The sequence below is a fragment of the Providencia sp. NPDC089933 genome, from assembly GCF_049545585.1.
GTDB lineage: Bacteria > Pseudomonadota > Gammaproteobacteria > Enterobacterales > Enterobacteriaceae > Providencia > Providencia huashanensis.
Genome location: NZ_JBMWDT010000017.1, coordinates 1 through 19,113 on the forward strand (window position 1 = coordinate 1; position 19,113 = coordinate 19,113).

Sequence of the window (19,113 nt, forward strand, 5' to 3'; positions counted from 1 at the left end):
GTTTCAGTAAAACGAGCTTTTTTCATCATGACCTCTGCAAATTTTAGGGCAGAAAATCTAATTATAGCTGTCTTATTTTAGGGGAAGTGGACAGAACAAATAGCTAAAAACGAAATAACTAAAATTAGCTACCCATGGTTTATATCTCAGATGCTTTTTACATTCGAACAGATTTTAGAAAATCAAAAAAAAGACAAGCAATGGGAAACAGCTATTACACATCAGCTGAAACAACATGCATGGTTCTTAAAGAAATCTAACTCAGCTGCTAGGGATGAATGGTGTTATGAGCTTAAATCTTTAATTACAATTGTAGTCAAAGATTATGAAAAGCTGAATAGCCATACAGTTAAACCACCATCAGGCACCGTTAAAAAACCAAAACTGTTATATTAGAATTCCCAGCAATTAAAATTCTTAAATATGTTTTGAGTTGAATGTTCACTATATCTAATTCAGTATAGCTGTAAAAAATGGGCACGTAAAAGTGCCCAAATGGTTGAAAGAGGCATACTGCTATTTCTCTGAATCAAACATAGGGCGTCGCCTTATTATCTTATAATAAGAAGGATTCTCCTCATCCATTTCAAAATCATAAAATAAATTACTATCTCTTAACGCAGTTAATAAGCCTTGATTACCTGTATTAACCTCAATTTTAGGCTTACCTCGCCCCAAAATTTTACTAAACTCTGATAAACCAAGCAGATCAAGATACGCTTTGCAGACAACCTTACCCAAATCCTTACCTGACAATAAAGCGATTAATAGCGCTATTTTATCCTGTATATCTAGAGCCTCTGAAGTAAACAGATCTTTCAGTAATGGCTCGGGAATGTCATCAGAGGTAGCTATCAATGTTGAGATATGCTCTATAGCCAAGCTCAGAATGAGTAACTGAGTGGACGTTGTCCATGTTTTATATGACGACGTCAGGTTTAAGAGTTCGCCTAGTTCAAAATTATTTTCTAAAATATGGTTATTAACGGCAGTAGAATATTCCTTACCATGAATAGCAAGTGGTGTTTTAACAAACTCGAGTAACTTAATTTTTATATCATCATCAACGTTCCAAGAAATTACCGATATAGCCTCATCTAAGACAAAGTTCTCTACCACCATTAGTTCAACATAGGTTTCGATATTCTTTCTGATATAATAGAAAAGCTGTTCAGGATAGCTTTCTCGTATAAATTCAAGTGAATCCACACTCATACGAATAATTTTTTTATCCACTAATATTTTGAATTTATCACCTACAATACCGTTGATGCCAAAGGAGGATTTATAAATACGCTTTAGCGAACAAATTAATTTTTCATATTTATCATTTAATAAATCGTTACAGATAATAATCGCTCTAAACAGTTTACTTTTTTGCTCATCTTCAATATCAATACTTGCAAAGTTCAACTCTGCATCAGTTCTATTGATAAATCCGATAAGTGAATCATCTAGCCCATCAACGTTTACAAAGTAAGATACTATATTTTCTTCAGAGCAAACTACTTTCTCTTTATCCAACAACGATGACCATAAGGATTCACTCTCAACCGCACTCAGGGAGGTCACGAAAGTTTGCAAAGAATTTATATATTGTTCTTTTTGCTCATCCGATATTTCCTCATTATTGAGAACAGATAAAACAATAGTTTCATCATCCGTAATTGAACCATCACAACTAGATAAAACCATATCCAGATAGTTACTAATATGATTATTAACATATCTAGCCAAGGGAGATTCAGGCTGTGACATCACTAACGTATAGTTTTTATGGCGGATATCATCTTCACTATTAAACTGATAAACCTTACTCAGCATTAAGGTTAGGTTGGCAAAATTAATACCATAAAGTGACTGCTGATAGACCCCATCAAAGAGTGCTTTATTTGCTCTTTCAAAATTAATATTAACAAAAGAGGCGTTAAGCAGCTTAAAGCCACTAATTAATTTGTCAACCTTCGGCTCCTCTATGGCTAAATAATCCGCTGAATCAGAAAGGTAATCAGTCAGACAATTATCAATGTTAATGGTCTCAATGACGTTACTGGCAGAATAATAAAGTGTGCCTATCGAGTAGCGTTTAACCCAATCAGCAGAAAACTCACTTTCTTTAAGGGCATAAGAAAAGAACTCAGGCCACAGCGTATTTAATCGATAAATAAAGCTAGGCTGAGCTTTCTCTAACTCAAAATAATCGCGAATAAACTCAACGCTTTTATTACCTCTTAGCTGTTTAAATAATCGTTTAATTAAATTAAGATGAGCTGGAGTTTGAGTTTGAAGCAGGTAAGTTAATAGATCAAAATTAAGTGTCTCTTCCTGTTCAAAATCCACCTCTCGAAGGCGGGTAACAACCATCTTGGGATTCTTGAGTTGATAGGTAAACTCTTTGCTTTTTTGATCGGTAATACTACGTAAAAACATCTTATCAATGCGACTCAAGCTATTTTCGTAAAAATAGGTCATATAGTCGGTATAGGTTTCATCAATATAGCCATCACGAATAAGGTATTTGAGCAAGTCAAAATACTCACTGCTTTTTATTTCATTAAAATTCCTTTCTTCGCCAATTTCATTGATATATGTGAGTTTAAAGAGTTTATCAATATTTTCTCTTGTTATAATTTCTTTTAGTTTTTTACTTCTGAAGTCAACCAAATCTTCTCTTAACTTTGATAAAATCTCATTAATCTTTTCTATTTTCCCATTAGTTTTATTTTCAACATTTGCTTTCCTAGACGCTCTTCTCTGCGCTACATCAGCTTTTTCTTCCTTATCATAGTAAGGGTTACTATGATACTGAGATAATTCTTTATCATATACAGCATCAACCTCCTGAATAGATCCGAGGACTTCATTATTGATGACCTCAATATCTTTTTTCCTATCACTAATTTCTTTTTCTAGTTTTTCTATTTCCTCAGTAATAATATTTTCTTTTTCACTAAAAATAGCAAAAACAATACCTTGATTAATCTGCAACTCACCGAAATCTCTAGGGAAAATATTTTTATAGGCTATGATAGCTAACATTTTATTACGATCAAGCTCTGTCGTGTTTAATCTATCGTTATACACCAAAAATTCATTATAGATATTTTTCAGTATCCTCATATCATCAATATATAATGAGAGACCTTTTAAGAAACTTTCATTGAATAATGATAAAATCCCACCATCTTTAAAAATAGAGATAAACTGATCGTAGGAGTTAGAACTATCAACAACAGGAATAACTGGGATAATATAATCAAAGAACTTAGTTCTATCCTTAGAAATGAAGATATCATCACGAAGCAGGTAAATAAAACGCAAGGTTGGTTTCTTATGCTTAGTTAAGATCCTAAATAAGAATTCAGGTAATAGTTTAGATGATATCCAAGAATCTTTAACTAAATTACGTTGAATATTAACTAACCTATTCACCTCATGAAGACGTTCAAAAATGTTATTAGCATTAAAGCGGTCCATATCTTCAAAAACAATAGCATCAGCATTAACGTTCTCAAAAAGGTATAATACTTCATTTAAATATCGGTCAAAATAAGATTCTTCACTCTCTTCAAAAATATCTATTTTATTACCCTGCAAACTTATTTTTCTCAGCATGTTCCTATTTTTTTGTGTTCTAATTAAGACATAGATAAATACACAGGATAAAATAGCGCTAATTGTACCACTAATTAGTAGAGAGTCATATTTGGTGGTGAATATTAAAAGCGTTTTTAACCAACCATCAGATAACAACGAGACAAAATCACACCATTTTTCAAATAGCATGACATGCAATATCATTGCAATAAAGAACACCATCCAAAAAGTATTTTTAAAAACGCTTTTAGATGTTACCTTTTTCTTTACTTTAAAGTTTGTTTGAGGAATATCATCAGCATTAATTTGGTGAATTAACTGGTTAAGGATTTTACCTTCTAGTGCAGTTGTACTGATAGGAGGGCTGTTAGGTTCATTAGTTCCAGTCGGTTCCGACGTTCTAAAATGAGCAAGTGAAATATGAACAAATTTTTTATTCGGATGATTTTTCTTATAGGATTCGACAAGGCTACTTTTACCTGCACCATATTGCCCTGAAATTGCAATATTCTTTAGATCGTCATTGTCAAAAGCAAAGTTGATTGCATCTTCATAAATACCTAAATCAATATCACCGACAGGCGTAAGCTTTTGAAATTTAAATTTTTTATCACCCATTACCATTCCTTATTTAACTACCTTCAGTATTATCTAATAATTTTAAACTTCAAAAATATAAGCTATATGAAGTAATTCATCCCTAAATACTATATTAAAAGCACCTATAATCAATTGACAAAAAGAATTTCTTTCCCTATTTTGGGACAAGATTTCACAATCACACTTGTTAACTGTAAAAATTTTTGTGAATCAAACTTGCTTATTTTGAACCAATAAATTCTTCATGGATTAAATGGCTGCTACTTGAAGTAAAGTAGTAATCTCTACATAAACTGATAAAATGCGAAACTATATGTATAGCTGCCCCACTAATATTAGCGTATAAAAATCAATCAAATTGTTTTTAGGCACCTTATTAGGCACTTTTTAAAAGTTGAATTGAACATTAGCACTATAAAATCATTTAGTTAAGCGACGAATTCAGACTCCGCCAGCCCAAATTTGGTGGGTCAGTGATAGGACAACAGGTTTAAAAACAGGAAGTTAGCAAAATCAGTTGGACTAGACACTGGCAACATTAAGACTAGAAAGTGCACGTGAAATGCACGCGCATTTTAAATCAAAAACCCTGAGGGTCATTCCTTGGGGTTTTCTTTTTTGTAAAAAATGAAATTAGATACCTCATCTCACCTGAACATCAACATATGTTTTGAAATAGATGATAAGCCACCAAACGGTAGCTTTTCGCTGTTAGATGGCTTTACTATTTGATAGTATAAATCCTCTAATGTTTCTAGATGATGTAAATAGCTTACTACTTTTTACATATTCATAGAAAAGCTCAAAAACTAGGCATGTAACTTGAGAGTAATTGTCAATATCGGTTCAGTGATGGCCATTAGTGTGTAAGTGCCATATTTTCGGCGCTATAAGCCATCAAATATAGAAATTTAAATCAACCATATGGTAGGTATCCAATTGATTGTTTTTATTATCAACCTAAAAGAAAGTTCTGAGCGTCGAATGAAAATGCAAGCTCAACTCGATAAAACTGAACTAAAATATGAATTCATTAATGCAGTAAACGGGAAAGATCTATCAAACTCTGAACTTAAAGAGATTGTTTATGACTACCCAAATTGCATGCTATCAAAAGGTGAAATTGGATGTGCTTTAAGCCATTTGGCAATTTATAAAAAAATGGTAAACGAAAACATTGAGCAGGCATTCGTACTAGAAGACGATGCTACATTACCTCATAACATTGAAAATGTAATATCTAAAATACAAAAAATAGATAAATTAACTAAGCCAAATATCTATTTATTATCATGCGTTGATAGTTACATAAAAAATCAAAAGATAGATGATAATGTGTTTAAAGTTTACCAAGCTATTCGATCTCATGCATACATTATCAACAAAAAAGCAGCCCAAAGACTCATATCATTCCAAACCCCAATTAAGTACGAAGCTGATATGTGGTGGTATTTTAGATACTTCAATTGTGCTAATATATATTGCTTTATACCTTCCGTTATACCTTATGATGATGAAACTAAAAGTATTTCTTTAATTGAGCATGAGCGTTTACCATTAATAGAATTGAGAGAAAAATACAGAAGTCGTCTGCGAAAAACAATAAGAAATTATCAATATTATAGATTAAAAGATTTATTCTTAAAGAAAATACTACTAAAAATTGAATATAATCAAAAATAATACAAGCTGGAGCCTATCAACAAAGGAAGGCACAAATAAGAGTATTGATAGGTCAGTGCAATAGTCCTACTTGTTTCTTGGTATTGCAAAACATATGTACGTAACGATAGGAAAATATTTAGAAAAAACGGGAGATGGCTATTCTGAAACAGTAAAAATACACTTAATACGATAAGAAGCCGCTTTTTACAACGGCTTAATTTGTTAGGGTTAATTAGCAATATTAATTTAAATCCTTACGCATCTCATTAATTAAGAGACTAACATCAAATTTACTCATAGGATCACCCATCGCAAGACCAAGATTATCACTGGTAGTTAGTTGAATTGCATTCGAGCTATTAGCACCAAAAACAATATTACAATCCTGATTTATAACATTACGCTTGTTATTATAGACACAATATTGTTTTATATTAAAGGCACTTGCCAAATGAACAATCGCCGTATCCACAGAAACAACCACATCGGCATTGCTAACTAGTGCAAAAGAGTTTCCAGCATCGTTAAATGGATTTAACACCACATTTTCTAATAATTCACAATTAATGCTACATCCTAAATTAAAAACAACTGTCTTATAATTTTTTAGTGAGTTTAGATACTCGATTATTTCATTTATTTGCTGCATTGAAAAAGAACGTTCAGTTTGTGACGCATAAGGATTAAATATAATTAGTTTTTTATTTTCTTTTACTGACTTAGCATAGTCATGAGCGAGCGAGAATTCAGAACTATCAAAGGATAATTCGTATTTATAGTTTTTACTTTCTAGGTTTAAGTATTTTAGAACTTTGATCATTCTATCAGTTAAATGAGCTTTACCATCACTGCGTAGATTGATATCGTATATACTTCCTTTAGGCTGGTCAAAACCAATTGATTTTGCAGGATTTAATAGAAATAAAGTTTTTAACCTATGGCGTATAGAATGGTCAAAATCAAAGAGATCAATAACTAGATCAATATTAATTTTTTTTAATTCACACACTAACTCAGGTATTTTATTTTTATCAAAAGGGTAAAAACCATCATTTCCAATGATATCAGAAAATAAAAAATTCAATCCCTCCGGAGCAACAATGTATACCTTTTTACCACTAGACCTAATTTTTTTAATCAGTCCCGATGTAATAATAGAATCTCCTATAGCTTTTGCGTGCATAAAAATGCACACATTATTGCAATTATTTACATCAACCTTTTGTCTTTTATAAAGCAACTTCATAATCCATAGACTAAGTTTAAACTTGATTTTTTTTGTTTTTTCATTTCTATATCTATTTATCTTTCTTAATATATTCATCTTCTAATTTTTAAGCTTAAATTTTATAAGTAATACCATTCCCATTATAATAATTATGATTATAATTTATTCAACTTAAATATTACTATGAATGATTTAAGACCGCATCACCTTACGGTCTTATTATATCAGCATAAAAATATATCAATTATTCCTGCTTGGCATTAACTAACCCTATACCACCCCATCAACATTATATAGGCGTTTGTCACTGTGATTGCACTACCACTACCTTTTTTTCCTGTAGCACCCGATATTGTATGAGTGTGAGCGCCAATTGTGACAGTATGATTATGTGCGCCGGACGAACTAGTTACATTGCCACTTCCGGGTGCAAGAGTTTTATTATTTCGGTCCCCCCAATAAGAATTGATGGGGGTACCGGCTGTATGCGTGTGAGCTCCTGCTGTATTTGTGGTTTTCGTTCCATAATCAAAACTACTCGTTGTTGCCGAAAAGCTATGATTATGAGCTGGCATCTGTGCTTCTGTTAATGTGACCGAATCCGAACCGCCAGTTGTTAACACATTCGCACCACTCGCTGCAGCTAATCGAATAGTTTTATTTTCACTGATGTATTGCCATTTAGTACCAGGGAACAAGGTATTCGGGTTTTTGTTTTGTGCAAACCACATAACAATGCCAACGGGATAAATCGTATTGAGGTTAACCGAGTTTTGTAATGCATCGGTGACGGCCTTCTGGCTCATCACGTTCGTTGTTGATCCGCCCGTTGATTGGGCAACACTGCTCGTATTGAGCTTAGCATTCAACCCGTTATTAAGTGCTGTGTTTGTTGCATAGTCCCCTGACGGCTGATAACTGCCTTTCGGCTGATATCGCCCATCGCCCTCTACTTTAGTGTAGCTTTCACCTTTAAGTGCGTAATTGCCTGCGGGGGCATAGTTGCCTTTGGGTTGATATTTGGTATCAGACTCCGCTTTAGAATAGCTATAACCTGCCGCTTGGTAATTGCCTAATGGCTGAAAGCGTTTGTCGGATTCGGTTTTGGTATAAACATTAATATCACCGGCACTTAAATCCGCTTTCAGTTCCTGCCATGCTGTACCTGCGACAGGTTCAACATTGTTATTTTCAATCTTCGACTGCCACGTTTTGTTTTTATGATAAACGATAGCGCGAATTGGGTATGGCGTACCTTCTGTCGCCCATTTAGGTAAACCAAAGCTCTGCAACTCACCTATTGCTTCCGTAATATCGTGAAACATGCCATTCATCTTTTCACGTTCGATATCTTTAGCTGCAGGATCAGTTTGTTGGTCACGCTCATAATCATAGCTATAACCTTGCGTGTATGAAACTGCGCCATCGGCTTGTACATCATCGGGAATAGAAGTCCTGTCCCCTTGTGTTGCAAAGGGAATTTTAAAGATTTTTGTCATGGATTTTAGGCTCCGAAATTACTGCTAAGGAAATTTTTACGATGTTGACCGTTACCAAAGGCTTTTTTAGTCACAATACGATATTTAACTCCTACCCCTGATGGGCGAGGCATGAGGTCGAAGTTTTCAAGAAGGGCCCGTAAACGTTCGTCCGGGTTGAAATTAAACACGTAATACAAATAGGTCATATCCAGCGGATCAAGCACGAATACTTTACTATCCGCCTGCCAAAAGAAGCGTTTAAGAAATTCATTAATATTGGTGGCCGTTGGGCTTTGCGTAAGGTTAAAATAGCGCATACGCACGATGAGACGTTTTTGGTCGACCGTCAGCGATAAGGTGTAATCGGCATTACGCCGAAAGTTGCCTTTGAAATTGGCATTCTTTTTACCAAAACCAAAGCCGATTTTCGTTTTATCGCTAGGCGGGACATCAATCCCCAACGGCACATCGAGTAACCGTCGATAATAAAAATATTAAATACGCTGAAAGGCTACTTGCTGAAATTCAAAACAACATTGAAAAAGGCACTTTTAATTACGCTAAATATTTTCCTAACTCTAAAAAATTAATGCTTTTTGGTGTTAATAATCGAGAAAAAAGAGTGATTGATTATTTAGAGGAATATTTAGTTATTTGTGAAACTAGAAATTTATCGCCATCAACGATTGGCGGTTATAAAAAATGCAAAAGTGCCTTATCTGATTTGCACCAATTACATGTTTCATCACTCACACCGGCGATCCTAAAAAACTGGATACAAAAGCAAACGACAGTATTAAAAACTATCCGTAACCAGCTCTCATTTTTGCGTAGCTCGCTTGATGAAGCCATTACCGATGGGATCGTATCCATTAACCCAGTCAGCCTTGTATCTGCTTCAAGATATCAATCAAATAACAGTGACAATGAAAGCAGTTATATTGTTGACCCATTGTCACCTAAAGAGGTCTCTGCCCTACTCGCTGCGGCAAGATATGAGCAATGGAAAAACTTATTCCAATTTGCCATTAATACTGGATTAAGAAGTTCTGAATTATGTGCATTGAGATGGAGTGATATAGATTTCATAGAAAATACTGCACACGTGCAATCCGCCAGCGTTGTCGGTGTTATTAAGAAAACCAAAACTAAAGCTGGTACTAGAAAGGTTGGGTTGAATAGTGAAGCCCTGAACGCCCTAAATAACCAGAAGCAATTCACGTTCCTAAAAGATGATGTGATTTTTGAAGACCCAAAAACAAATAAAGCTTGGGCAGGCGCTGATGCAATTAGGAAGAAAGCATGGGTACCAACGCTCAAGAAAGCAGGAATCAGGTATCGTAATCCTTATCAAACACGACATACCTTTGCCACAAGGCATATTAGCCAAGGCGCTAACCTGTTTTGGCTAGCTGGGCAAATGGGGCATAAGGGGCCTGAGATGTTGTTTAGGCACTATGGAGGTTATCTTAAGGAGTATGATGGGGGGACGGTGATTAAGCCCCCTCAATCGTATTGAATTTAGCTAGTTAAATTAATTAAACATAGATAGCTTACCCTTTTAGAAAAATAAGGACGTGAACCTAGAAAATCAATATAAAGAATAAGCATAAAGACGCTAATTTTTAGATACTATCTAACGTATATAAATAGCTTGTAAGAAATTTTAAGGTATTATTGAGTATTAAATTTTACTAAATTAATAAGCATAGGAAGTACAATGAACTCAATAAAAATTGATCATTTTATCAGGGCTATAGATGATTTAGAATCTCATGGCGATAATGATATGTTACCATTTGATATTGATACGGTTTTCATTTCTGATTCAAAAGATAAAATAGCAAAAATAGCATTTAACCTTTTTGAAAGACTTGAAAAAAGTGGGAAAAAAAATACTAAAGATATTTTAAATTCAATACAGATTTATTCAGAAAGACTACTTTCCCCTACGGGGGCTAGCGGTTTTAGAATTTCTACTAAAATTCACTCTTTTTGGAATATTTACTTAAACGGCCTCGCAATTGCAATTGCTGAGAAAAATGAAGTTTATAGAAGCCCTAATGCCCACTCATATCGATTCATAGAAAATGGTTCCAGTATATTTGATAGGAATAAATCATGGAAAGCATATAAAGAAGCTACGATTAAAGATCCTGCGTTAGAAAATAATGATTCAGTAGTTATACAAACAGATATTTCAAATTTCTATGAGCACATCTACCATCATCGCATCGAAAACTTTATTAATGATTTATTTGGATCCAGCTCCACCGTTTCAACCCAAATTGACAGGATTTTAAGCCAACTATCATCAGGAAGATCATTTGGTTTGCCTGTTGGAGGTCAATGTTCAAGAGTGCTTGCTGAACTATTAATGACATCAATAGACAAATTACTTACACTATCAAAACTCAAATGGCATAGATACGTCGATGATTTTACATTAATAGCAGATAACCAAGCAGAAGCTTATAGAGCTATATCAATCCTTTCAAATGTACTGGCAGATTATGGGCTTTCTCTCAATAAAACAAAAACAATAATGCTAAAAGCTCAGCATTATAAGAATTTTGTTTATTCTCAGTTATTCACCGAAGACGACAATTCAAGTAGATTAAAAAAAATAGATCTACATTTTGATCCTTACTCAGATAATCCTATTTCCAATTATGAAGAACTTGTTGAAACAGTTGAGCAACTAAATGTCCAAACCTTACTTGACTTAGAAATCCATAAAAGCCAACCAGATACATTCTTAGTAAATCAAATAAGTAGAACGTTAAAGCTTCATGATCCTAAATTAGCACTACAACTTTGTAACACACTACTTTCACCAGGAAATTTGCACTCTTTCAGAGCCTCTTTCTCCACAATTTTAAAAGGCATTATTTCAATAAGAACAGATACAAAATATACAAGTATATATAGTTCATTAGATCAGATGGTAGATAACATAGCTATCCATTCAGAACACCTGCTTTTGCCTGAAGCTAATTGTTTGCATTACCTGCGAGCTTTAAGAGTAGCTAGCACCTCACAAAGAGCTATATACGTCCATGAAAAATTAGAAACAAGTTCATCTGAAGCTATCAAAAGAGCATGCTTCGAGTGTATTAGGAATTGGAAGGATAGAGCATCATTTATTTCCGCTAGGAATAAATGGCCTAGCTTTACACCTGAAATCCAGAGAATGCTATGGCTAGCCTCTTTTAAGTTTGGAGATGATGGAACTCATTTTAGAAAACAAGTAACAAAATCAATTGATAAAGCATGGGCTTTAGGGATTGAAACAAAAGGAACAGCATCTTTTAGTGAGGTGTATGTTTCATGGTGTGAGAGGTCTGAGAAAAAATGAGATTTTTTAGATTGCCTGTCAAAGATCCCAGAACCGTAGCTCGAGACATTCCTGGAATATGTGATTTACTTTTCCCCCAGCTGCTCCCAGCTATAATTGCTCATTTAAATCGAGAAGCCCAACCTATCCCCAGTTGTACCTTTATAGATGAAAGTTTATTTTTAAAAGTATCTATAAATTCGGCAATGTTATTTGAAGTTGCTTATGCCCGTGCAGAACAATTACTTGAAAATAAAAAAGACGATTGGGATACATGCTTATCAGTAGCCTTAGAAAGGCAGTCCAAGTATTTTGATGCGGTTTTACCTAAAAAATTATTAGACGTAGAGATGCAGATCGCAGATCAAACTGCTAATAATCTAGTTAAATCCATCAAGTATCTTAATAACCAAAAGGGTAATTCACAAATTATAAAATCACCATTAATACCTGGTTATCAATGGATAGCACAAGGAGAAGGCGACTTTGCAATTAGAGATACATTAATAGAAGTTAAATGTGGTAGTAAAAATTTTTCTTCATCCGATTATCGGCAAATTTTAATCTACTGGTTATTAAGTTGTTCATCATCAATTGAAGACGGTATAGAAGAGTGGAAAACGGGTATTTTATTAAATCCTAGGACAAATAAATACATTGAAATTAGTTTTCATGAGCTTGTAAAAATAGCTGGGGCAGGAAGATCTAAGTTAGAATTATTAGAATTATTTTCATCGATTGTTGGTGATTATGCATATAAACTTGATAACTAAGGTCACTCAAACAGCATATAGCAGAACTTAATTATACCTAATAAATTTAATGTATAGCTACGATAGAACCATACACTTACCTCCATGTGCACGCCTAGTGCACATGATTGAAGCTTAATAAAAATACCCTTTAATAATCAAACAATTAATAAATTACGGACTCGGGTTCAACTCCCGCCAGCCGGTAGGCATAGAAGATTTCAAAAAATCTCAATGACCTCTCAATGATGGCGGGAATCTATTTCGCACACTATCAGCGATACCGGATCTTTATACGGGAATACTTCTACTATTTAAATACATAATCATCATATCCGTATATTCATAAAAAGATGCTTGTCAATTAATATACTCACCTCCACATAAAATATTACCTCATCCTAACGGGCGAGGCGGGTTATTTAGAAACCCGACGGAAAATTCAAACAACAATTTGAAAAATTTAAAATTGTTGTTAACACGGGTACGATTTTAAAATTACAAAAAAGTTGTAATGATTTAGAGCATCTACACCCTAAAAACGGTCATGCATTCAATATGTAGACCATCATAATAGATCGTGTTCGCGTTCAATAAATATGCTGGGGGGTTCTGGCAGTATCACAAATACCTGCATTATTCACCGTGAGGTCAATAATTTTATCCTTTTTCCCAGATTGGCAAGCCCGATATTCATAATCTACTTGGAATCTTTGGCGCAGGCTTGGCAGCGATAGCATTGATGCTCAACAATTCGCTATCCATGTTTTTTAACTAAATGCGTTGATTGGCAAAATGCGCATTTTACATCGACTTTGAGCATAAATATCTCTATCTTACAGACTGTTCACCGAATTGAATACGAGCTCCAAAAACACATCTCTCATAAAATATCAGTAATTCAATTATTCTCATTGAAACTGAAGAGTGAAAACTATAGTGTATGAAAAAAGTATTTACGCTATTTATTGGAAATAATAGAAAATATAGTACTATACCTTTTAACAGGCTCTTTTCATGTGTTTTTTGATTTAGTCATAATTTGAACATCGAGCAAACTGAGCCCTTGCTTTTTCATTTAGTAACTAGGTAAATCTATGATTAATTTTTTAGAGAGCTTTTATTTCACATTATGCCTCGTAGTAAGTTTTATTATTACTTATTACATTGCTGGCATTGATGCAACACTATGGAGTTCACTCTCAACCCTGCATGGCTACACGATATTTAATAAAGCTAGCCAATATAAAAATATCACCTATTCACTACTGTGTTCTTTTTTTGTCTTTGTAGGCTCTGCCTTGGGCTATTTTTTGGGTTTCGGCAGCCTATTTTTGGTAATTCTCTTCATAGCACCTTTTATTTACTACCAGTTTTACAATATAGACTCCTCATTGGATATGTCATTTAAATACTTCATGATTTTTTATATCATAGGGGCGACACTCAACAAATCGAGCTTTGATGGCCTAGTAATAGGCTTACTGATAGGAACAATCATAACTCTTGTATTTTGCTACACCATCAGTAACCGTAAAAAAATTACGATGTTCCAAATAAAAAAGTATATATCACTAAAAAAAGACAAATTATCATATAGCCTTATTTTTCAGTCACTAATCTATTCATTTGGGTTGCTTTTATGTGTTTTGACCTCTAGAGCAATTAATATTGACCATTTCTTCTGGGCACCACTGACATATATATTTGTGTTAAATCCTAAATTAACTAACATCATTAAGTTAACTAGAGATCGAGTTATTGGCACATTACTTGTTGTTTTTATTTTATATTTTACGTTTAATTTTACTGCCTTTATGCCGTATGTTGGCTTTGCTTTGATATATCTATTTGCTTTTCTAATCCCAATAAGTAACAGCAAAAAAAACAACGTTTTTGGCACATTTTGCCTTACAGGACTTGTTTTATCCTTAATAGAAATGTCAATTTACTTTAACCATATCGATTACCATCTTTTACTTGAAAGAATAATGGAAACATTGATTGGTGGTATATTTGCGATTATATGTAGCTATTTCCTTAAACTAGCAACACAAAAACAATCCGTTAGCCATATACGAAAAATACATAAATGAATATCTAAAAATGACTAAATTAAAATTACTCAATTTAAATTTAGAATTAAATTGCTATTATTAATAACTATGCCAAATTAAAACCCATTATTATAGACGCAAAGGTAATTGTTCAAGAATACTATAAAATAAAAATAAGTGCCTCGGTATAACAAGGTAATTTTAGAATTTAAAACAAAAATTCTTAGATTAGAGGAAGGTGACGCTCGTTAAACTAGATAGCAGGCAAGACGGTATAAATAGACATAAAAATAACCTATCGGTGCGTTGGGATTTACTTTAACGTTTTCGATAGTTGTTGAACCATCAGTCTTGGTAACCGTAGTGTACAGCACATATCAGATCTACAGACGTCGCCTTTTCTCCGGGCCAACACAACCAGTTGGCTTTGTCACTATCATCGTTGTCACTATCACATTATCATCGGATGATTGAGCTTGTGCTGATAGTGTACCTGTGCCCAAAGCCAATGAAATCCCTATCGCGAAGTGGTGATTATTCATGAAGGGCACCTTAATATTTCATGCAGTAAGATAATACCTTACTGCATGATTTTATGTGATTTTAAGTTTTTCAGAGTGTTTTAAAGGTCTTATAAACACAGGCTAGAATCCGTGATTTACATTGCCCTTACAAGCCCCCTAAAATAACAATCTCATTGCCAATAAAGGTACAGGATGTATCCGTTTGACTGAAATCTATGATGCGGCTTCCTTATGAGTTGGGTCAGAAGCGGGTGATTACACTTCGTGCAATGCCGCCATTTTTAAGCTCCTGATAAGCTTCGTTAATTTCATCGATATCGATCTGTTTGGAAATGAGGTCATCCAAGTTAAAACGTCCTTGTAAATAAAGATTGGCATACATAGGAATATCATGCTTAATATTCGAAGACCCCATGTAAACCCCTTTAATAGTTGCCTGATTAAGCAACACGTCCTCCAAGGCATCAACACTAATGGGGTTATCTGGCTTCGGCATACCAATCACATAGGTAGTACCTCCCTTTCTTAACATCTTGACAGACTGCTCAATGGTAGATTTTGCACCTACCACCTCGAAAGCATGTAAAACTCCGCCATTCGTCATGGTACGAACCGTTTCAACATGATCACCATCTCCCGCCAATACGAAATCAGTCGCACCAAACCGACGAGCGAGTTCCTCTTTAGCCGGTTGAGTATCAATGGCAATAATACGTATAGCTCCAGCAAGCCGTGCGCCAGAGATGACGTTAAGACCCACGCCACCAACACCAATCACAGCGACCGTATCTCCTGGTCTGATCGCAGCGGTGTTAATCGCAGCTCCGGCTCCTGTTACGCAACCGCAGCCTAGAACTGAAGCTTGAGGAAAAGGTAACTCTTTGGGAACCTTAGCCAGCTGATTCTCATGTACCAAAGTGAATTCTGCAAAAGCAGCAGTACCAAACATCGGTAAGACTGGCTCACCATTAAGGGTTAGACGCTGTCCATCCCCTGCACCTCGCATAGTTTCCTCAGGATGCTCGCATTGGTAAGTTCGTCCGTCCAAGCAGGCTTCGCAATGGCCGCAATATTGAACCAGAGAACCAACCACATGGTCACCAATAGCGAACTCTCTGACCTCAGGGCCTATCTCTTTGACAATTCCAGCTAGTTCATGCCCTAGTACGGCTGGCAGCGGAAAGCCGTAGTTATTCTCTGCAATATGTAAGTCCGTATGGCAAAGGCCAGATGCTTTGACCTCCACCAGAACCTCGCGCCCTTTCGGGTGGTCAATCTCAATATTCTCAATCGAAAAGAGCCCGTTAGGCGTATTGAGTACAGCGGCTTTCATCATGGATTCTCCTATCCAAATTTCAAATCACTCAACACTGCTTTTGAGCTTGTTCGCGGCGAGCAATAGCCGCGTTTGCCCACATAAACAGTTTTTCACTCTTCCACGTATTCGACTGGGAAACTATCTACCTTTTCAAGATAGAAAAAGTAGTACTTGCCGTTATCAACAATATCAGGGGAGCCCTCCAACGATTTACCATCCATGACGCCGAGCAGTGTGTTTTCATCAACTTTACGTAAATGATCGAAGATAGGTACACCATCGTAGATCATGGTAGTCGAGACTTTTCCACGGAATTCTACATCCCAAAGCGAGGCTTCACCCTTCATTGCCTGACTTGAAAATAGGCGATTTTGGTCGTCATAACAGATAAGTGGCACTGCGTCCATCTTGCTACGATACCATTTTCCGTACCATTTCCTTTCTATCAGAGCACGATTGCACCAGTGCCCTGTATTGAAATCACCACCTTTCCAGCGCCCCAGAACTTCATCTGTAGAAACGGGTGAAAGCGAATCAAAGAATTCAAACAGAATTTCGTCATTGAGGCGTTCCGTATTCTTAAGTTGGTCGAACCTCTGTTTCGTGTCCATGCATTCCTCCAAATTTGTTTATTTCACACTAATGCTAACAATTGTGGCCGTACGCCAAACCAATTTACCAGTAGTGGATTAGTACAGATTTCGATGGAAGTATCCCTCTATCAAGAAGCCATGTCTAAGACGAATTTTCTCGTAATTAAGTCAAATTTCGTATAAATAACAATATACATGCTAACAGTATAGCGGTTAAGATTTCGTTATAATTCCAATAGGATTTAGTTAAAATGCGACGGTCATTAAACATTACGCTACAACATGCAGATCTCTGCGATATAAATGAGGAATTGCTCAATGAAGCTTGATCCGCGCCTTGTGGTGCAGTTTGCGATAATCGCTGAGGAAGGTTCATTCACTCGAGCAGCTGAGCGTTTACATGTAGCTCAACCGTGGCTGTCTGCCCGATTGAAAAAGTTTGAGGAGCAGTTAGGGTTTCCCCTATTTACTCGGAACACTCGTAATATTGCCTTAACCAAACAGGGCTACGAGCTACTTCAAGCAGCACGCGGCGTACACGCATCAATGATGCTGACCGAAGCTCTTGCGTCCCAATTGCAACACCGAGATGAGCGTCACCTTAGGCTTGGTTCTCCTCCTTACGGCAACCACATTGTTCGCAGACAAGAACTGGTCGACCAATTTGCGTTAATTTATCCCGATATCAGTGTTGAACTCGATATTGGCTGGAGCTCAGGGCTGATTGATCGGGTTCTGAAGGGGGGTTTAGACCTTGCTTTTGTGTTGGGTGAAGTACACCATTCTGAAATTGAGACAATGTTACTCTGTGAGCTCAAGCTTGAACTACTGATGTCTGCCAATCATCCCCTCGCGAAGGTCAATAATCTGAAGCCTGCGGATCTTAAGGGCCAGACTATCGCAGTGTTTACACGGGCACTCCATCCTGAACTGTTTGATTCTATTTTCACTGGATTAAAAGCCGCAGGTGCCACGCTCATTCAGTTTATCGAGTTCAATCAAGCACTCTTAGATCGTACTCACTCAGCGGAACCTACTATGGTGGCCAGCTTTGGACTGAGATATGAATACCTAAATGCTGCTAATATTATCGGAAAGACTCTCGATGAGAGTAACTCGATTCCTTTTTCCCTAATACGAAAGATTGGTCATGCGTCTGAGGAAAGTCAGCTTTTTTGGGATCTTTCACTTTAAGTCTGCAAAATCTAAAGGACAATCACAGTTTAATTTAGAAGAGCCTCAAAGTTTTACATAGTATTTATTTCTATTCTGGATCAGTTGAGTACTGTGTGATTAATGAAGGGCAGCCGAATAGTAGTACTAAACTAGCTTGGCTGCTGGATTTCAACATTTCAGTTCCCATCTCTATGCAATTGGCTGATCAGCCTGAGAGGCAGGTCAAACAAGAACATGTTAATGTGATATGTTAATAACCAACAGGCTTACTTATCTGGTACTGCTATGAGGGTCCTACTATGAACACCTTTCATCAACTGACAGCGACAAGTCTCAATGGGCAACTCATCTCTATGACTGACTACGCGGGTAAGGTGGTTCTCGTCGTTAATACTGCCAGCCATTGTGGCTTTACGCCGCAATACAATGGCCTTGAAGCACTCTATAAGAAATTCGCGCCTCAGGGCTTTGTGGTACTTGGTTTCCCCTGTAATCAATTCGGTAAACAGGAGCCCGGCAGCGCTGAGGAAATCGCGCAGACCTGTTTTATTAACTATGGCGTGAGCTTTCCTATATTCGAGAAAGTAGACGTTAACGGGAGCTCGGCTCACTCAATATTTCGTTACCTGAAAAACGAGCTACCCGGCCTAATGGGGAGTCGAATCAAGTGGAATTTTACTAAGTTCTTGATCGGCCGTGACGGTAAACCACTCAAACGCTTCGCCCCTTTCACTACACCAGAGAAAATGGAAGCAACAATTATTTCGTCGCTTAAAATTTAGCTG

The 19,113-nt window shown here is 36.0% G+C and carries 13 protein-coding genes and 3 pseudogenes; 8 read left to right on the plus strand and 8 right to left on the minus strand.

Annotated elements, in window-relative coordinates:
• Nucleotides 1-150: 150 nt before the first annotated feature.
• On the plus strand, nucleotides 151-396 hold the full coding sequence (locus ACPEH5_RS19255) for a hypothetical protein (RefSeq protein ID WP_423727134.1): 246 nt from the start codon (nucleotides 151-153) through the stop codon (nucleotides 394-396).
• A 120-nt stretch (nucleotides 397-516) separates the two neighbouring features.
• Here the strand turns inward: ACPEH5_RS19255 and ACPEH5_RS19260 are convergent, their stop codons facing one another.
• A complete protein-coding gene (locus ACPEH5_RS19260) occupies nucleotides 517-4,215 on the minus strand; it encodes a hypothetical protein (RefSeq protein ID WP_423727135.1) in 3,699 nt (1,232 codons plus the stop codon).
• Between the two features lie 906 nt (nucleotides 4,216-5,121).
• On the opposite strand from ACPEH5_RS19260, the gene ACPEH5_RS19265 reads away from it, so the two are divergent.
• Nucleotides 5,122-5,880, plus strand: a complete 759-nt coding sequence (locus tag ACPEH5_RS19265) for a glycosyltransferase family 25 protein (protein WP_166687107.1) — start codon at nucleotides 5,122-5,124, stop codon at nucleotides 5,878-5,880.
• 223 nt (nucleotides 5,881-6,103) lie between these two features.
• Here ACPEH5_RS19265 and ACPEH5_RS19270 read toward each other — a convergent pair whose 3' ends face one another.
• From ACPEH5_RS19270 to ACPEH5_RS19280, 3 genes and pseudogenes are all read right to left on the minus strand, one after another.
• Nucleotides 6,104-7,186: a glycosyltransferase family 9 protein gene (locus tag ACPEH5_RS19270; protein WP_240133665.1), complete on the minus strand. Its 1,083-nt coding sequence runs from the start codon at nucleotides 7,184-7,186 to the stop codon at nucleotides 6,104-6,106.
• A gap of 164 nt (nucleotides 7,187-7,350) precedes the next feature.
• Nucleotides 7,351-8,589 (minus strand): phage baseplate protein, encoded by a 1,239-nt coding sequence (locus ACPEH5_RS19275; RefSeq protein ID WP_206226808.1) that lies wholly within the window; start codon nucleotides 8,587-8,589, stop codon nucleotides 7,351-7,353.
• A gap of 5 nt (nucleotides 8,590-8,594) precedes the next feature.
• Nucleotides 8,595-9,056: pseudogene (locus ACPEH5_RS19280) on the minus strand (DUF2612 domain-containing protein); the annotation flags it as partial.
• Here ACPEH5_RS19280 and ACPEH5_RS19285 point away from each other — a divergent pair.
• From ACPEH5_RS19285 to ACPEH5_RS19295, 3 genes and pseudogenes are all read left to right on the plus strand, one after another.
• Nucleotides 9,050-10,090 (plus strand): annotated as a pseudogene (locus ACPEH5_RS19285) (tyrosine-type recombinase/integrase); the annotation flags it as partial. The pseudogenes ACPEH5_RS19280 and ACPEH5_RS19285 sit on opposite strands and share 7 nt — an antisense overlap.
• A gap of 201 nt (nucleotides 10,091-10,291) precedes the next feature.
• Complete coding sequence (locus tag ACPEH5_RS19290) at nucleotides 10,292-11,929, plus strand: RNA-directed DNA polymerase (protein ID WP_423727136.1); 1,638 nt, start codon at nucleotides 10,292-10,294, stop codon at nucleotides 11,927-11,929.
• Nucleotides 11,926-12,681 (plus strand): hypothetical protein, encoded by a 756-nt coding sequence (locus tag ACPEH5_RS19295; protein WP_423727137.1) that lies wholly within the window; start codon nucleotides 11,926-11,928, stop codon nucleotides 12,679-12,681. Before ACPEH5_RS19290 ends, ACPEH5_RS19295 begins: the two co-directional genes overlap by 4 nt.
• Before the next feature lie 590 nt (nucleotides 12,682-13,271).
• Here ACPEH5_RS19295 and ACPEH5_RS19300 read toward each other — a convergent pair.
• Nucleotides 13,272-13,483: pseudogene (locus ACPEH5_RS19300) on the minus strand (IS1-like element transposase); the annotation flags it as partial.
• Nucleotides 13,484-13,757: 274 nt separating this feature from the next.
• Here ACPEH5_RS19300 and ACPEH5_RS19305 point away from each other — a divergent pair.
• A complete protein-coding gene (locus tag ACPEH5_RS19305) occupies nucleotides 13,758-14,756 on the plus strand; it encodes an FUSC family protein (protein WP_210814501.1) in 999 nt (332 codons plus the stop codon).
• Nucleotides 14,757-15,100: 344 nt separating this feature from the next.
• Here ACPEH5_RS19305 and ACPEH5_RS19310 read toward each other — a convergent pair whose 3' ends face one another.
• The 3 genes from ACPEH5_RS19310 to ACPEH5_RS19320 all read right to left on the minus strand — a co-directional run bounded on the left by ACPEH5_RS19310 (nucleotide 15,101) and on the right by ACPEH5_RS19320 (nucleotide 17,170).
• Entirely contained in the window at nucleotides 15,101-15,259 is a 159-nt protein-coding gene (locus ACPEH5_RS19310) for a hypothetical protein (protein ID WP_155405735.1), read from the minus strand.
• A 223-nt stretch (nucleotides 15,260-15,482) separates the two neighbouring features.
• Nucleotides 15,483-16,487 (minus strand): Zn-dependent alcohol dehydrogenase, encoded by a 1,005-nt coding sequence (locus ACPEH5_RS19315; protein WP_423727138.1) that lies wholly within the window; start codon nucleotides 16,485-16,487, stop codon nucleotides 15,483-15,485.
• A gap of 182 nt (nucleotides 16,488-16,669) precedes the next feature.
• On the minus strand, nucleotides 16,670-17,170 hold the full coding sequence (locus ACPEH5_RS19320) for a DUF4334 domain-containing protein (protein ID WP_042844948.1): 501 nt from the start codon (nucleotides 17,168-17,170) through the stop codon (nucleotides 16,670-16,672).
• A 300-nt stretch (nucleotides 17,171-17,470) separates the two neighbouring features.
• Between ACPEH5_RS19320 and ACPEH5_RS19325 the strand changes: the two genes are divergently transcribed.
• On the plus strand, nucleotides 17,471-18,346 hold the full coding sequence (locus ACPEH5_RS19325; protein WP_166687103.1) for a LysR family transcriptional regulator: 876 nt from the start codon (nucleotides 17,471-17,473) through the stop codon (nucleotides 18,344-18,346).
• Nucleotides 18,347-18,627: 281 nt separating this feature from the next.
• A complete protein-coding gene (locus tag ACPEH5_RS19330; RefSeq protein WP_166687102.1) occupies nucleotides 18,628-19,110 on the plus strand; it encodes a glutathione peroxidase in 483 nt (160 codons plus the stop codon).
• Nucleotides 19,111-19,113: the final 3 nt, after the last annotated feature.

Excerpts from the sequence above, each read along its gene's own strand:
- ACPEH5_RS19255 (WP_423727134.1), top strand. The coding sequence starts at position 151 with ATGCTTTTTACATTCGAACAGATTTTAGAAAATCAAAAAAAAGACAAG.
- ACPEH5_RS19260 (WP_423727135.1), bottom strand. The coding sequence starts at position 4,215 with ATGGGTGATAAAAAATTTAAATTTCAAAAGCTTACGCCTGTCGGTGAT.
- ACPEH5_RS19265 (WP_166687107.1), top strand. The coding sequence starts at position 5,122 with ATGGTAGGTATCCAATTGATTGTTTTTATTATCAACCTAAAAGAAAGT.
- ACPEH5_RS19270 (WP_240133665.1), bottom strand. The coding sequence starts at position 7,186 with ATGAATATATTAAGAAAGATAAATAGATATAGAAATGAAAAAACAAAA.
- ACPEH5_RS19275 (WP_206226808.1), bottom strand. The coding sequence starts at position 8,589 with ATGACAAAAATCTTTAAAATTCCCTTTGCAACACAAGGGGACAGGACT.
- ACPEH5_RS19290 (WP_423727136.1), top strand. The coding sequence starts at position 10,292 with ATGAACTCAATAAAAATTGATCATTTTATCAGGGCTATAGATGATTTA.
- ACPEH5_RS19295 (WP_423727137.1), top strand. The coding sequence starts at position 11,926 with ATGAGATTTTTTAGATTGCCTGTCAAAGATCCCAGAACCGTAGCTCGA.
- ACPEH5_RS19305 (WP_210814501.1), top strand. The coding sequence starts at position 13,758 with ATGATTAATTTTTTAGAGAGCTTTTATTTCACATTATGCCTCGTAGTA.
- ACPEH5_RS19310 (WP_155405735.1), bottom strand. The coding sequence starts at position 15,259 with ATGAATAATCACCACTTCGCGATAGGGATTTCATTGGCTTTGGGCACA.
- ACPEH5_RS19320 (WP_042844948.1), bottom strand. The coding sequence starts at position 17,170 with ATGGACACGAAACAGAGGTTCGACCAACTTAAGAATACGGAACGCCTC.
- ACPEH5_RS19325 (WP_166687103.1), top strand. The coding sequence starts at position 17,471 with ATGAAGCTTGATCCGCGCCTTGTGGTGCAGTTTGCGATAATCGCTGAG.
- ACPEH5_RS19330 (WP_166687102.1), top strand. The coding sequence starts at position 18,628 with ATGAACACCTTTCATCAACTGACAGCGACAAGTCTCAATGGGCAACTC.